Here is a 14,925-nt window from a genome sequence, read left to right on the forward strand (position 1 = left end):
TCTCCCGCGCGGCCCGGCAGCTCAGTCATGCTCCAGGGTCTCAAGGTCATCGGCGTGGCGATCAGAACCGAGCCGAGGATCTTCACCGGCGCGGTCCTCGCCAGCGCCCTCTACGGCGCGATGACCGTCGTCTCGTCCTGGGCGCTCGGCTGGGCGACCGACAACGCGGTGCTGCCCGCGTTCAGGGACGGCGCGGCGAGCACCGGCGCGCTGGTCGTGGCGGCCCTGCTGATCGTGGGCGTGGCGGTGCTCAAGGCCGCGGGGATCATGGGCCGGCGCATCTTGGCCGGGATCCACCAGTACCGCATGCAGGCCCACTCACGCCGCGCCGTCACCCGGCAGTATCTGCGGCTGCCGCTCGCCTGGCACCACCGTCACCCGACCGGACAGCTGCTGTCCAACGCCAACTCCGACGTCGAGGCGGCCTGGGGGCCGCTCGCCCCGCTGCCGATGGCGGTGGGCGTGGTCGTGATGCTCGTGACGGCCGCCGTGGCGATCGTGCTGGTCGACCCGGTGCTCGCCGTCGTCGGCTTCCTGATCTTCCCGGCCGTGGCCGTGCTCAACCTGGTCTACCAGCGCAGGCTTTCACCGCTCGCGATGCGGGCCCAGCAGCTGCGGGCCGAGGTGAGCGAGGTGGCGCACGAGAGCTTCGACGGCGCGCTCGTCGTGAAGACCCTCGGCCGGGAGGACGCGGAGACCGCGCGCTTCCAGGCGAAGGCCGACGCGCTGCGGGACGCGAACGTCGCCGTCGGCCGCGTCCGCGGGCTGTTCGACCCCATGCTCGAGGCGCTGCCCACGCTGGGCGTGCTCGCCGTGCTGCTCGTCGGGTCGCTGCGGCTGGAGTCCGGTGGCGTCGCGGCCGGCGACCTGATCCAGGTCGCCTATCTGTTCACCCTTCTCGCCTTCCCCGTGCGGGCGCTCGGCTGGGTGCTGGCCGAGCTGCCGCGCAGCGTCGTCGGCTGGACGCGGGTCAGGGACGTCCTCGACGCCACCGGCTCCATGGAGTACGGCACCGCCCGCCTGGACGCCTCCGGCCCGGCCCGGGTGGAGACCGAGGGCGTCTCCTACGCGTACGTGCCGGGGAGCCCGGTGCTGAGGGACGTGGGCTTCGCCGTCGCGCCGGGCCGTACGATCGCGGTCGTCGGGCCGACCGGGGCGGGCAAGTCGACGCTCACCCAGCTGCTCGCGCGCCTGATCGACCCCGGCGAGGGCGTCGTCCGCGTCGACGGCGTCGACCTGCGCGAGGTGGCCAAGGGTGAGGTGAGCGCCTCGGTGGCGCTCGTCCCGCAGCAGACGTTCCTGTTCGACGACACCGTGCGCGGCAACATCGCGCTCGCCGGGCAGGTGCCGGACGAGCGGGTCTGGGCCGCGCTGCGGCTCGCGCAGGCCGACGGCTTCGTCAGCGCGCTGCCGTCCGGCCTGGACACCCGGATCGGCGAGCGCGGTGCGACGCTGTCGGGCGGTCAGCGCCAGCGCCTCGCACTGGCCCGCGCGCTCGTGCGCGAGCCCCGGCTGCTCATCCTTGACGACGCCACCTCCAGCGTCGACCCGCAGGTCGAAAAGCGCATCCTCTACGGCCTGCGCGACGGCGCCGCCGAGGCCACGGTGATCGTGGTCGCCTACCGCATGGCGACGATCGCGCTGGCCGACGAGGTCGTCTACCTGGAGCAGGGCGTGGTCGCCGACCACGGCACGCACGAGGAGCTGCTGGTCCGCTGCGCGGGCTACCGCGACCTCGTCACCGCCTACGAGCGCGAGGAGGCCGAGCGGGCCGCGCTCGACACCGATGAGGAGGTCGTCGCATGACGCACGGCCCGAAGCCCTTGACGAGGAGTGTGACGCGGTGACCGCCGTGACCGACCCTGCGACCGGCACGGCCACAGGAGAGACCTCGTCCCTGCGGTCGGCCGACCGGGGCGCCCTGGAGACGCTCAGGCAGGGCCTGCGGCTGTCGCCGGAGTTCCGCCGCGGGCTCGCCGGGACGCTCGTGCTGGCCGTGCTGGCCACCCTGGGCAAGGTCGTCGTGCCGATCGCCGTGCAACAGGTGATCGACCGCGGCCTGCGCTCGGGCGTGCCCGACCTGCCGTTCATCCGGAACGCGGTGGTCCTGTGCGCGCTCGCCGTCGTGCTGACCGCGCTGTGCGGCTACCTCATGAACGTCCGGCTCTACCGTTCCACCGAGTCGGGCCTGGCGGCCCTGCGCGGCAAGGGCTTCCGCCACGTGCACGACCTGTCGGTGCTGACGCAGAACACCGAGCGGCGCGGCGGCTTGGTCTCCCGCGTGACCGGAGACGTCGACCAGATCAGCACGTTCATGCAGTGGGGCGGGCTGATGGTCATCGTGTCCGCCGGCCAGCTGGTGGTGGCGACGGTGCTCATGGCCGTCTACTCCTGGCAGCTCACGCTGATCGTGTGGGCCTGCTTCCTGCCGCTGGTGCTGGCCCTGCCCCGGTTCCAGCGCCTGGTGGCCGGGGCGTACACGCGGGTGCGCGAGCGCGCCGGCGACGTCCTCGCCGCCGTCAGCGAGTCGGTCGTCGGCAGCGCGGTGATCCGGGCGTACGGCTCGGAGGACCGCACGGCCGAGCGGATCGACACCGCGGTGGACGGGATGCGCGCGGCGCAGACCCGAGCCCAGAAGATCGTCGGGTTCACGTTCCCGGCCACCGAGCTGATCGCCTCGATCACGGTCGCGCTGGTGGTCGTGGCCGGGGTCTGGCTGGGCGTCGCCGACTCGATCACGGCGGGGCGGCTCATCGCGTTCCTGTTCCTGATCACGCTGTTCATCAGCCCGCTGCAGACCGCGACCGAGGTGCTGAACGAGGCGCAGAACGCGATCGCCGGATGGCGGCGCATCCTGGGCGTGCTCGACACCCCGGCCGACGTGGCCGACCCGGAGAACGGCGCGGTGCTGCCACGCGGCCCGATCTCGGTGCGCTTCGACGGCGTGGGCTTCGCCTACCCCGGCGGGCCGCCCGTCCTCCACGACGTGTCCGTCGAGATCCCGCCGCGCACGCGGGTCGCGGTGGTGGGGGAGACCGGCTCGGGCAAGACGACCTTCGCCAAGCTGCTCACCCGGCTCATGGACCCGACCTCCGGCCGGATCCTCGTGGACGGGACCGACCTGCGCACGGTCAGCTTCTCCTCGCTCAGGGAGCGGATCGTCATGGTCCCGCAGGACGGGTTCCTGTTCGACTCGACGCTTGAGGACAACATCCGCTTCGGACGGCCCTCGGCGACCCGGGAGGAGATCGCCCGGGCGCTGACCGAGCTCGGCCTGGCCGACTGGCTCGACGGCCTGCCCGCCGGCCTGGACACCCCGGTCGGCCAGCGGGGCGAGTCCCTGTCGGCCGGAGAGCGGCAGCTCGTCGCGCTCGCCCGTGCCTACCTCGCCGACCCCGACCTGCTGCTGCTCGACGAGGCCACCTCCGCCGTGGACCCCGCCACCGAGGTGCGCCTCGCCCGTGCCCTCGACGGCGTCACCCGCGGTCGTACGGCCATCTCGATCGCGCACCGCCTGTCCACCGCCCAGGCGGCCGACGAGGTCATCGTGTTCGAGCACGGCCGGATCGTCCAGCGCGGCCCGCACGCCGTCCTGGTCGAGCAGCCCGGCGTGTACGCCGACCTCTACGCCTCCTGGACCACCGCCACCACCGCCCGCTGATCTTCCGCCGGAGCCGGAGGACATCGGCCGACGTCTTCCGGCTCTGATCAGGCCCGCAAGGCGTCGGCGAGGCCCATCGGGTTCCAGTAGTCGCGCAGGAGGAGGATGCGCCCGTCGCGGATACGGAACACCTGCACCGACCGGGCCTGATAGGGGGCGCCCGTCGCGGTCACCACGGCCCTGGTCTCGAGTTCGACGACGAGCACCTCCGGATCCGTCGTCTCGTAGACGCTCGTGGTCCACATGTCCTCGATCCGCATCGCCGCGGTCGCCTGCCCGGAGGAGAAGGCACGGATGGCCTCTAGGCCCTCGACGCGCACGGGCATCCCCGGCGGGGCGAACGGCAGCTCGATCACCCCGTCGGGGGCGAACAGATCGGCGAAGCCGACCAGGTCGCCGTCGAGGATCAGGGCGCGTCTGCGGGCGAGGACGTCTCGCGGGGTCGGCCGGTCCATGGGGCCCTCCGTTCGTTGAACGCGCGTTTACTAAACGACCGTACAACGAAATGTGGAAAGGGATCAATCACGCCGTAGAATCGACCGGTGACCGAGGCCGGAGCCCGCCTGACGCGGGCGGAGCGACGCCGCAGGACCGAGGCGCGGATCCTCGAGGCGGCGGCTCGCCTGTTCGCCGAGTCGGGATACGCGGACACGACGATCCGGGCCGTCGCCGCGGCCGCCGGGGTGAACCCCGGGCTCGTCATGCACTACTTCGGCTCCAAGGAGGAGCTCTTCCTGCGCGTCGCCCGGGCCCGGCCGTCCGGGCCTCTGGAAGGCGAGCCGGAGCAGGTCGTCGAGGAGATGCTCGACCGGCTCGCCGCCTCGATGGCCGACGAGCCGGTCGAGTCGCTGGCCGTCCTGCGCTCGATGCTGACCCATCCGGGAGCCTCCGAGGCCGCGGCCGAGGGGGCGGCCCGCCACCGGGCGCAGCTCGCCGAGGCCATCCCCGCCGCCGACGCGGGCGTACGGGCGGCGCTGATCAGCGCGGTGCTCATCGGCGTGGTACTCGGGCGGCACCTGCTGAAGCTCGAAGAACTGCGCGACGCGCCTCCCGAGCAGATCGCCGCCCTGCTGCGCCCCTGCCTGCGGTCCTTGACGGGCGCGGACGGCTGATCCGTCCAGGCGCCCTTCAGTGGGTCTGCGGGTCGCCGCCGGCTGCTGGGCACGGTCTGCCCGATGAGACGCGTGTTCGCTGATCGGGATCGAATATAAGGGTGGATTCGGTCAGGAACATTCAGGTGATTTGGAACGTTACCGGGCTGATTCTCGAACTCTGAATGTTCGGCTTGTACGATCGACTTCCCTCAATGGGCACCTACGGGTACTGGAGCAGGATCATGTTTGAGGCCGCTGCAGAGATATCCACAGAAACCCTGCCTTTCCTGGTGAGCGACGAAGAAAGCGGTACGGCGACGGCCGAAGGGGAGATGGGGATCTTTGGCCGGAGCGAGGGGGCGCTCTCCGTGCGGCAGATCCCTGTGGCAGTGCTGCGGGAGAACCTGCGGCGCACCGTCGGCAGTCTGCGGGAGTTGTTCGATGAGATCGCCGCGGCGGAGGGGGGTCTGCCGCTGAAGGAGGCGCAGATCACGTTCGAGGTCACTGCGAGTGGTGGAATCACCATCGTCGGAGCGAACGCCCAGGCGGCCGGTAAGGGCGCCATCACGCTGACGTTCGGCCGGTGACCGCGGCAGGTGAGGGCTCTCCCGGGGGGAGCCGGTTCCGCGCTCTGCTGATCGGCGTACCTCACTATGTCGATGAGGCGATCAAGGACCTCCCGTTCGTCGAGAGCGATATGGCCGCCCTGGAAACAGTGCTACGCGGCGTCGGGTATGAGGTGCAGGTCCACGATGTAGGCCGGACCGACCGGGACAGCATCGACACCGCGGTCGAACTCTTCATCGCCGACGCGATGCCGGGACAGACGCTGCTCATATATCTCAGTGGGCACGGCGTGCACCACTCGGGCATGGATTATCTGGTCCCTTTGGGCGCTTCGACGCGTTCGCGGGACTTCCCCTCCCGTTGTGTGCCGATCGCCTTCGACCGCTACGTCGAGCACAGCCGAGCGGGCGACGTCCTCGTTGTCATCGACGCATGCCGGGAGGGCATCGACCTGCGTGAGATGGGCACCGTGAACGCCGCGAGCTGGTCCGATCGCCGGGTCGAGCGAACCGGCTCACGGCGGTTCGCCTACGTGTATGCCTGCTCCCCCGGGGAACGCGCACGGTATGTGACGGCGGGCGCCGCGACGTTCAGCTTGTTCTCCCGTGCGCTGACGGAGATCGTGGGAAACGAGGACGGACCTCGGAGTCTGTCCCAGATCAAGCCGGCTCTGCAGGACGCCCTCGACAGCCTCACCTCAGAGTCCAAGGTGCCGAGACAGCTCATCAGGGTCCTGACCGAGACGGACACCGACGGCTTCGTCGTCTTCTCCCGCGCAGGGCAGCGCGACCGGGATGCCGGGCGAAATGACTGGGGGACCCTGGCTCGTGACCATGTCGCCTGGAAACAGGTGGGCGACGGTCGTGGCGCCGAGGATCTACGTGAGGCCACCATCGCCCTGGTCGAGCATTTGGCGGCGAACTGGAAGCGCGACATCAGGGCGCTCAACGGTGATCCATGGCGAGATCGGCACCTCGCCCTGCGGATGAACTCCAAGATCCGCTGGCTGCTTCAGACGGTGCTCAACCCCGAAAAGCTGGAGCTCTCCCCGGCGGAGGCGGCGCTGTTGGTCGCCTTCCCGTTCCTGCACGAGTCGTTCTGGGCCCGACATGCCGCCCGGTTATGCCATGTGAATCCGGCTGACCTGGCCGGCGACGGTTCCGAGGAGGGCGAGCGGTTCCGGCGGTTCGCAGCCGGCCACGGACGATTGCTGCGCCGGGCCAGGCGCGCGGCTGAGGCCGGAGACTCTCCCGTCGTCTCAGCCGTCGGCTGGTGGCTGTTCCACCGCTGGCTGGCGCGTCAGCCTGACTGCTATCAGCCCAGACACGTCTCCGATCTGCTCGCATCAGACGTGGCGAAGAGCGGGGACGCCGGCATGTTCGTCGGAGAGGTCTTCGCGCCAGACCGGATGCTGGAGATGCTACGAGTCCTTCGGATGGACGCGGCGTTCCTCACCCGCTCGGATCGCACGTCCGCGTTGAGCCCGGTCCGGCAGGTCGCCGGAGGTACGGAGAACGAGCAGGGCGTGCGCGAGCAACTGCTCGGCTACCTGCTCACCGCCGCATACCTCTTCACCGTGGACCCCTCCGGATTGCCCGAGGTAGTGGTCGATCATCTTGGGATCAGCTACGCGGTCGACATCGCCGATGTGCACTCCACGATAAGGGAGGCGAAATGGGTCGCCCAGGGCCGGACCAGGATTTTGGAAGCGCGCTGCACCCATCCCGCGGTTGAGCTTGCTCTGCGCGAGCACGCCGGCCATATCGACACGCTGCTCACCGAGATCGATACCACCACGGGCGACAGTGGGCCCCTGGCGCCCCTGACCGACATGCCCGTGCATGTGACCGGGGACCGGGTACAACCGGTGACTCTGGCTGACGGAAGCCGAGCGTACGACTCGTCGGGCTTCCGGTTCAGGCTGGCTGACGACCGGATCCAGGAACTGCTCATGGGTGCGCAGCTTTACGGCGACCCGGCGCTGGCCGTCCGTGAGTTGTACCAGAATGCGCTCGACGCCTGCCGATACCGGCAGGCGAGGGGAGACTATCTGCAGGCCACGGGCACGCGCCTCGCGCCATGGACCGGTGAGATCGTCTTCACCCAGGGGGTGGATGAGCAGGATCGGCCGTACCTCGACTGCACCGACAACGGCATCGGGATGGGGATCCGGGAGCTCCTGAGCGTCTTCTCCCACGCCGGAGTCCGCTTCACGGATCTGCCGGAGTTCATCGAAGAACAGGCCCAGTGGAAGGAAGCGGGTGTCACGCTCTACCCGAACAGCCGATTCGGCATAGGCGTCCTCAGCTACTTCATGCTGGCCGACGACATCACCGTGACCACCTGCAGGTTCGACCGGACCGGCAGGCCTGGCCGCATCCTCGAAGTGCAGATCGCAGGACCCGGCGCCTTGTTCCGAGTCCGCCCCCTCGGCCCGGGAGATCACTCGTTCACCAGGGTCCGTCTTCATCTGCGTGACACAGGAACGCCGGTGTCGTGCGTCGATCTGCTCCGCCGTATCCTCTGGATTTCCGAGTATCAGGTGACCGCCACCGATCCGTACGAAACTCATGTATGGCGGGCCCGCGAGCTGTCCGACATCGCCCCCATCGGGTCCGACGACCCTCTCGCCGAAGGCGCCCAACGTACTGCCAAGGACATCGACGCGACCTCGACCCCCGAGGTTTGGTGGTGCGCTTCCTCCGGTGCCGTTCTCGCCGACGGATTGTGGGCGGGAAGGCATCTCTTCGGCGCGGTCGTCAACCTCACCGGACCTCACTTGCCGCGACTCACCGTTGATCGCAAGCAGATGCTCGCCTTCAACGAGGCGGAAGTGAAGCGACTGCTACTGCAGGAAGCCACAGCGCTCACGCTGGAAGGGGCCACCGTACTGACCCACGAGTGGCTGTCTGTCCTGGTCAATCACGACCCGGTGCTGGCCGATGCGATCTTCGAAAAGGCTCTGGCCGTACCTCGCCGACCGTGGATCGTCGCCGAAGAGGAGGTCGACATCGCCGTCGTCGGCTGTTTCTCCCACGACGCTTACCTATTCGGAGGAACTCGTGCCTTCCTCTCCTACAGCGGAACAGGCGTGTCGAGCTATCGGAGGAGACACATACCGGAATGCGTCTCCACCTGGCGCGCGAGCGTCTGGAGTAAAGCGGGACTGATCCGCGGCATGTCGGTGGCGTCACCTTCTGACGTCGTGGTGGCCCGGCCTTCGGACTTCCTCCTGGTGAGTCATGACCCCGGGCATGGGGACGTCGGGGAAGACAGGGTGATTTTCAAGGATTCATCCGCTTCTGCCTGGCTGCTCGATCAAGATCCGGTGGCAACAGGACATCTGATCGCTGCCGCGGCGGCGACGAGGCGGAGCCCGGCCGCTGTGGGGGCTCGGCTGAAGTTGCTCGGTTTTTCGGTGCCGGATCTCGCGGGTCTGCCCGGCGACTTCGATCCTGCGGATCCCGTCGTCATGAGCAGGGATCTTGACGGTAGCCCGCCGTGGTTGGCCGTTGATCAATCTGTGCCACTTGAGCACGTGATCGCTGCCGCGGCGGCGACGAGGCGGAGCCCGGCCGCCGTGGGGGCTCGGCTGAAGTTGCTCGGTTTTTCGGTGCCCGATCCCGCCGGTCTGCCCGGCGACTTCGATCCCAGTGATCGCACCATCTTCAGTGCCGGGTTCAACGGTAGCCCGCCGTGGTTGGCCGCTGATGAGGCGGTGCCGTTGGGGCATGTTGTCGCCGGTGCGGTGGTGACGAGGCGGAGCCCGGCCGCTGTGGGGGCTCGGCTGAAGTTGCTCGGTTTTTCGGTGCCGGATCTCGCGGGTCTGCCCGGCGAGTTCGATCCTGCGGATCCCGTCGTCATAAGCAGGGATCTTGACGGTAGCCCGCCGTGGTTGGCCGCTGATGAGGCGGTGCCGTTGGGGCACGTGATCGCTGCGGCCATGCATTCTGGGAAGAGCCCGGCCGATGTGGTGGCTCGGTTGAAGGCGTTCGGTTTTTCGGTGCCGGATCTCGCGGGTCTGCCCGGCGAGTTCGATCCTGCGGATCCCGTCGTCATGAGCAGGGATCTTGACGGTAGCCCGCCGTGGTTGGCCGCTGATGAGGCGGTGCCGTTGGGGCACGTGATCGCTGCGGCCATGCATTCTGGGAAGAGCCCGGCCGATGTGGTGGCTTGGCTGAAGTTGCTCGGTTTTTCGGTGCCGGATCTCGCGGGTCTGCCCGGCGAGTTCGATCCTGCGGATCCCGTCGTCATGAGCAGGGATCTTGACGGTAGCCCGCCATGGTTGACCGCTGATGAGGCGGTGCCGTTGGGGCATGTTGTCGCCGCCGCGGTGGCGACGAGGCGGAGCCCGGCCGATGTGGTGGCTCGGTTGAAGGCGTTTGGTTTTTCGGCGCCGGATCTCGCGGGTCTGCCTGACAACCTCGATTCCGGCGATCGCACCATCTTCAGTGCCGGGCTTGACGGTAGCCCGCCGTGGTTGGCCGTTGGTGAAGCGGTGCCGCTTGAGCGCGTGATCGCCGCCGCGGTGGCGACGAGGCGGAGCCCGGCCGATGTGGTGGCTCGGTTGAAGGCGTTCGGTTTTTCGGTGCCCGATCCCGCGGGTCTGCCCAGCGACCTTGATCCTGCGGATCCCGTCATCATGAGCAGGAATCTTGACGGTAGCCCGCCGTGGTTGGCCGTTGGTGAAGCGGTGCCGCTTGAGCACGTTGTCGCCGCCGCGGTGGCGACGAGGCGGAGCCCGGCCGCTGTGGCGGCTCGGTTGAAGGCGTTCGGTTTTCCCGTGCCCGATCCCGCGGGTCTGCCCGGCACTCCCGACGCCACCGATCTCACCGTCATCAGCCGGGATCTTGACGGATTTCGGCCGTGGCTGGCCACTGATCAATCCGTGCCACCTGAGCATGTGATCGCCGCCGCAGCGGAGACGAGGCGGAGCCCGGCCGCTGTGGCGGCTCGGTTGAAGGCGTTCGGTTTTCCCGTGCCCGATCCCGCGGGTCTGCCCGATAACCTCGACTTCAACAATCTCACGGTCGTCAGCCGGGATCTTGACAGAGCTTCACCGTGGCTGGCGACCGATGAACCGGTGTCATTGGGGCATGTGATCGGCGCCGCGGTGGCGATGGGGCAGAGCCCGGCCGCTGTGGCGGCCCTGCTGAAGGCTCTCGGATTCTCCGTGGCCGATCCCTCTCATCTGCCCCAGGACCTCGATTCCACCGATCGCACCATCGTCAGCACGGAACTGACCCGCGGTTCACCCTGGCTGTCGACCGATCGGCCGGTGTCACCCGGGCACGTGATCGCTGCCGCTGTGGAGACACGGCAAAGCCCGGCCGAGGTCGCGAGACGACTGGTCGCACTGGGATTCACCCTGTCTCCACTGATCAAAGTTTTTAATGAGCCCGAGCGCCTCGGCCCTTCCTGATCACCTTGCAGGCGTCTTCCCGGATCGCCCTTCAGTGGGTCTGCGGGTCGCCCCCGGACAGGCGCTGGGCCAGGTAGATCGGGATCACCGACAGCAGGATCAGCGCGGCGGCCACCACGTTGACCACCGGCGCCTGGTTGGGCCGGAACAGGTTCTCGAAGATCCAGATCGGCAGCGTGCGGACGCCGGCCCCGGCGGTGAACGTCGTGACGATGATCTCGTCGAACGACAGCGCGAAGGCGAGCAGCCCGCCCGCGAGCAGTGCCGAGCGCATCATCGGGAACGTCACCAGGCGGAACGTGGTGAACGTGTCCGCGCCGAGATCGGCCGACGCCTCCTCCAGGTTCAGACCCATGCGGCGCAGCCGGGCCAGCACGTTGTTGTAGACGGTGACCACGCAGAACGTCGCATGGCCGACGATCACGGTCAGCAGCCCGAGGGGGAGGCCGAGCACGGTGTGGAAGGTGTTGCTCAACGCGATGCCGGTCACGATGCCGGGCAGGGCGATGGGCAGCACGATCACGAGTGAGACCGCCTCCCGGCCGAAGAACCGGTAGCGCTGCACCGCGAAGGCGGCCATCGTGCCGAGCACGAGCGCGATCGCGGTCGCGCCGAGACCCGCCTGGACCGAGGTCCACAGCGCGTCGCGCAGGCCGGCCGAGTCCCAGGCGGCGCCCCACCAGCGCAGCGTGAACCCGGCGGGCGGCCAGGAGAAGGTCCGGTCGGAGTTGAACGAGTTGAGCAGCACCACGGCCAGCGGCACGTAGATCACGGCCAGGCCGGCTACCAGCGCCGCCCGCAGCAGCGTCCGGGACGTACGAGAGAGGTTCACCGGGCCTCCCTCGCCGGCCGGACAACCAGGTCGCTGTGCTTGCCGGTTCGTTCGTATCGCTGTCTCACAGATTCTCCAGCGCGCCGGTGCGGCGTACGGCCGCGAGGTAGACCAGCATGATCACGACGGGGACGGTGGCGACGGCGGCGGCGAAGGGCAGGTTGTTGGCCGCGCCGATGTTGTCGTAGACCACGTTGCCGATGAGCTGGGTCTTGCCGCCGACGATCTTCACGGTGATGTAGTCGCCCAGCGAGAGCGAGAACGTGAAGATCGACCCCGCCACGGCGGCGGGGAAGGTCAGCGGCCAGACCACGGTGCGGAAGGTCCGCCATCCGCGGGCGCCGAGGTCGCCGGCCGCGTCGAGCAGCGGGTTCGGCAGCCGTTCGAGCCCCGCGTAGATCGGCAGGATCATGTACGGCAGCCACAGGTACGACAGGGTCACCACGGTGGCGGTCAGGCCGTAGCCCCAGCCGAGCACGCCGTCCGAGGACAGCATCACCCGCCACGCGTACGCCTTTACCAGGTAGGACGCCCACAGGGGGGTGAGCACGGCGATCACCAGCCAGCGCTGGGCCCGCGGCGAGGCCAGCTTGGCCATCGCGAACGCCATGGGGAAGGCCACCACCAGGTCGATCAGCGTGACCGCCGCAGCCACGCCGATCGACCGCAGGGCGACAGTGCGGTAGACCTCGCCGGTGACCAGGTCGGTGAAGTTGGCCCAGGTGAACACCTTGACCACGTCGCCGGTGAACACGTCGGTCGACCAGAACGCGGTGACGAGAAGGGCCGCGAGCGCGCCCAGGTAGGCCAGCCCCAGCCAGGCCAGGGGCGCCGACAGCAGCAGCGACAGCCGCACCCCGGCGTGCCGGTGCAGGAACGAGGCGGCCCGCCTCCGCATCCCGGGGGAGGCGGCCGTCGTGGTGATGGTCGTCATCGTCTTCTCTCCGTGCGGCCGAGGGGGACGGCCGTGCGGCCGTCCTCCGGGGGAGCGCTCAGCCCTTGATCTCGGTCCAGGCCCGGGTCCACTCGGAGTAGTCGGTGCACTTGACGTCGGTGCGCCCGTCGAGGCACTGCGCGATCGGCGTGGTCCAGTAGTGGACCTTGGAGAAGTACTCCTCGTCGGTCGCGTGGTAGGTGTCGCAGAACGACTTGTCGGAGGTCTGCTCGCACGCCTTGGCGTTGGACGGCGCCTCGCCGAACCACTCGGCCACCTGCGCGTTGGCCTTGGGGGAGATGATCCAGTCGAGCCACTTGTAGGCGCAGTTGGGGTGCTTGGCCTTCGCGGCGACCATCCACGTGTCCGACCAGCCGGTGGAGCCCTCCTTCGGCAGCGTCGTCTCGACCGGCGCCTTGTCGGCCTCCACCAGGTTGGCGATCACCTGCCACGTCGTGCCCACGACCGTGTCGCCGGACTTGAACGACTGCACCGCCTTGGTGTAGTCGGACCAGTACTCGCCGATGTTCTGCTTCTGCTGCTTGAGCAGGTCGGCCGCGGCCTGGAGCTGCTTGTCGTCCAGCGCGTACGGGTCCTTGATCCCCAGCTCCGGCTTGGCCGACATCAGGTAGAGCGCGGCGTCGGCGATGTAGATGGGCGAGTCGTACGCCGTCACCTTGCCCTTGTACGGCGAGCCGGGGTCGAACACGACGCCCCAGGAGTCGGGGGCCGGCTTCACGGTGTCCGTGCGCCACATGAGCAGGTTCGCGCCGCGGCCGTGCGGGATGCCGTACGCGACCCCGTTGACCGAGTTCCACGGCTTGAGCTTCAGCCCGTCGAACACGTCCTTGTAGTTGGGCACGAGGTCGGTGTTGACCGGCGCGACCGTGCCCGAGGCGATCAGGCGCAGCGAGGCGTCGCCCGAGGCCGAGACGGCGTCGTACTCGCCGGTCTTCATCAGGTTGACCATCTCGTCGGAGGTGCCGGCCGTCTTGGTGTTGACCGTGCAGCCCGTGGCCTTCTCGAACGGGTGGACCCAGTCGACCTTGGGGTCGTTGGAGCCGTCCTCCGCGTAGCCGGCCCAGGCGACGAGGTTGACCTGCCCCTCGCCGGGGCCGAGGGACTTCAGGGCCTCGATCTTCGGCGGCGTGAAGGCGCCGCCGCCGGGGGCCGCGGCCGAGCCGCCGCCGGCGGTGGACGACCCGCCGCCGCAGCCCGCGACGGCGGCGAGCGCCAGCGCGGCGGTGACGACGAGAGAAGGCCTGGCGAAACGCGGACGGGGGGACCGCATCGTGGTTCTCCTTGCTGTGAGTGGTGCTGTGGGCGCGGTGGCGGAGCTCAGCCGGCGGCGACCGGCTCGGCGGGGGCGTCGATGGGGAACTCGTGCCGGCGGTTCCACACGAGGCGGACGCGGGCACCGCGCAGGCCCGTCACGTCCATGGACGACGCCTGCAGGTTCTGCTGGAGGGCGATCAGGCGCCCGCCCGCGTCGAGGTCCACGACGAACCGGGTCGCCGGACCGGCGTACACGACCTCGCGGATCACGCCGGCGGCCTCGTGCTCGTCCGGTCCCGGCGGCTCCTCGCCGAGGACGACGCGCAGCTTCTCGGGCCGGACGCTGAAGGTGCCCTCCCTGTCCAGCACGGCCCGCGCGGCCGCGCCGGAGATGAGGTTGGAGGTGCCGACGAAGGAGGCGACGAAGGCGGTGGCCGGGCGCTCGTACACCTCGGCGGGGGTGCCGACCTGCTCGATCCCGCCCTGGTTGAACACCGCGATCCGGTCGCTCATCGTCAGCGCCTCCTCCTGGTCGTGGGTCACGAACAGGAACGTGATGCCGACCTCCCGCTGGATCGCCTTCAGCTCGACCTGCATCTCCTCGCGGAGCTTTAGGTCGAGCGCGCCGAGCGGCTCGTCGAGCAGCAGCACGCGCGGCCGGTTGACCAGCGCGCGGGCCAGCGCGACCCGCTGGCGCTGGCCGCCGGACAGCTGGGCCGGGCGCCGCTTCTCGAAGCCCTCCAGCCGCACCGAGCGCAGCGCGGCGAGCGCCCGCTCGCGCCGCTCCGCTCTGGGCACCTTCTTCACCCGCAGGCCGTACTCGACGTTGTCGAGCACGCTCATGTGGGGGAACAGCGCGTAGTCCTGGAAGACCGTGTTCACGTCCCGCTCGAACGGCGCGAGCCGCGTGACGTCACGCCCGCCCAGCTCGACCGTCCCTGCGGTGGGCGACTCGAACCCCGCGATCATGCGCAGCACGGTGGTCTTCCCCGAGCCGGACGGCCCGAGCATCGCGAAGAACTCCCCGTCGGCGACGTCGAGGTCGATCCCGGCGACCGCCTCGACCGGCCCGAAGCTCTTGCGCAGGCCGCGGAGACTGACTGCTTGGTCTGGCATGACCTGAAACATATGGAGTTAAAT

General features: G+C 69.2%; 10 protein-coding genes. 5 read left to right on the forward strand and 5 right to left on the reverse strand.

The annotated features are described in order from the left end of the window. Positions 1-27: 27 nt before the first annotated feature. Positions 28-1,806: an ABC transporter ATP-binding protein gene (locus QSK36_RS19255; RefSeq protein WP_285783493.1), complete on the forward strand. Its 1,779-nt coding sequence runs from the start codon at positions 28-30 to the stop codon at positions 1,804-1,806. Continuing rightward, positions 1,787-3,661 carry an ABC transporter ATP-binding protein gene (locus QSK36_RS19260; protein WP_502883326.1) on the forward strand — a complete coding sequence of 625 codons (1,875 nt, stop codon included), beginning with the start codon at positions 1,787-1,789 and terminating at the stop codon, positions 3,659-3,661. The genes QSK36_RS19255 and QSK36_RS19260 overlap by 20 nt, the downstream gene beginning before the upstream one ends. Positions 3,662-3,708: 47 nt before the next feature. Here the strand turns inward: QSK36_RS19260 and QSK36_RS19265 are convergent, their stop codons facing one another. Beyond that, a complete protein-coding gene (locus tag QSK36_RS19265) occupies positions 3,709-4,116 on the reverse strand; it encodes a nuclear transport factor 2 family protein (protein ID WP_285783373.1) in 408 nt (135 codons plus the stop codon). Between the two features lie 87 nt (positions 4,117-4,203). Here QSK36_RS19265 and QSK36_RS19270 point away from each other — a divergent pair, with 87 nt between their 5' ends. The 3 genes from QSK36_RS19270 (at position 4,204) to QSK36_RS19280 (ending at position 10,744) form a co-directional block, all read left to right on the forward strand. Continuing rightward, a complete protein-coding gene (locus tag QSK36_RS19270; protein ID WP_183539746.1) occupies positions 4,204-4,773 on the forward strand; it encodes a TetR/AcrR family transcriptional regulator in 570 nt (189 codons plus the stop codon). Positions 4,774-4,967: 194 nt separating this feature from the next. Then, a complete protein-coding gene (locus tag QSK36_RS19275) occupies positions 4,968-5,342 on the forward strand; it encodes a Pepco domain-containing protein (RefSeq protein ID WP_183539748.1) in 375 nt (124 codons plus the stop codon). Then, a complete protein-coding gene (locus QSK36_RS19280; protein ID WP_285783374.1) occupies positions 5,339-10,744 on the forward strand; it encodes a wHTH domain-containing protein in 5,406 nt (1,801 codons plus the stop codon). The genes QSK36_RS19275 and QSK36_RS19280 overlap by 4 nt, the downstream gene beginning before the upstream one ends. A 31-nt stretch (positions 10,745-10,775) precedes the next feature. On the opposite strand, the gene QSK36_RS19285 is transcribed toward QSK36_RS19280, so the two are convergent. From QSK36_RS19285 to QSK36_RS19300, 4 genes are all read right to left on the reverse strand, one after another. After that, the gene (locus tag QSK36_RS19285; protein ID WP_285783375.1) at positions 10,776-11,576 is read right to left on the reverse strand and encodes an ABC transporter permease; all 801 of its coding nucleotides are present in this window, start codon (positions 11,574-11,576) and stop codon (positions 10,776-10,778) included. Positions 11,577-11,640: 64 nt separating this feature from the next. Next, on the reverse strand, positions 11,641-12,510 hold the full coding sequence (locus QSK36_RS19290) for an ABC transporter permease (RefSeq protein ID WP_285783376.1): 870 nt from the start codon (positions 12,508-12,510) through the stop codon (positions 11,641-11,643). Between the two features lie 58 nt (positions 12,511-12,568). Then, positions 12,569-13,801: an ABC transporter substrate-binding protein gene (locus tag QSK36_RS19295; protein ID WP_183539759.1), complete on the reverse strand. Its 1,233-nt coding sequence runs from the start codon at positions 13,799-13,801 to the stop codon at positions 12,569-12,571. 47 nt (positions 13,802-13,848) lie between these two features. Then, entirely contained in the window at positions 13,849-14,901 is a 1,053-nt protein-coding gene (locus tag QSK36_RS19300) for an ABC transporter ATP-binding protein (RefSeq protein WP_183539761.1), read from the reverse strand. Between the last annotated feature and the right edge of the window lie 24 nt (positions 14,902-14,925).

Source organism: Microbispora sp. NBRC 16548, assembly GCF_030268985.1.
In the GTDB taxonomy this organism is placed as follows: Bacteria; Actinomycetota; Actinomycetes; order Streptosporangiales; family Streptosporangiaceae; genus Microbispora; species Microbispora catharanthi.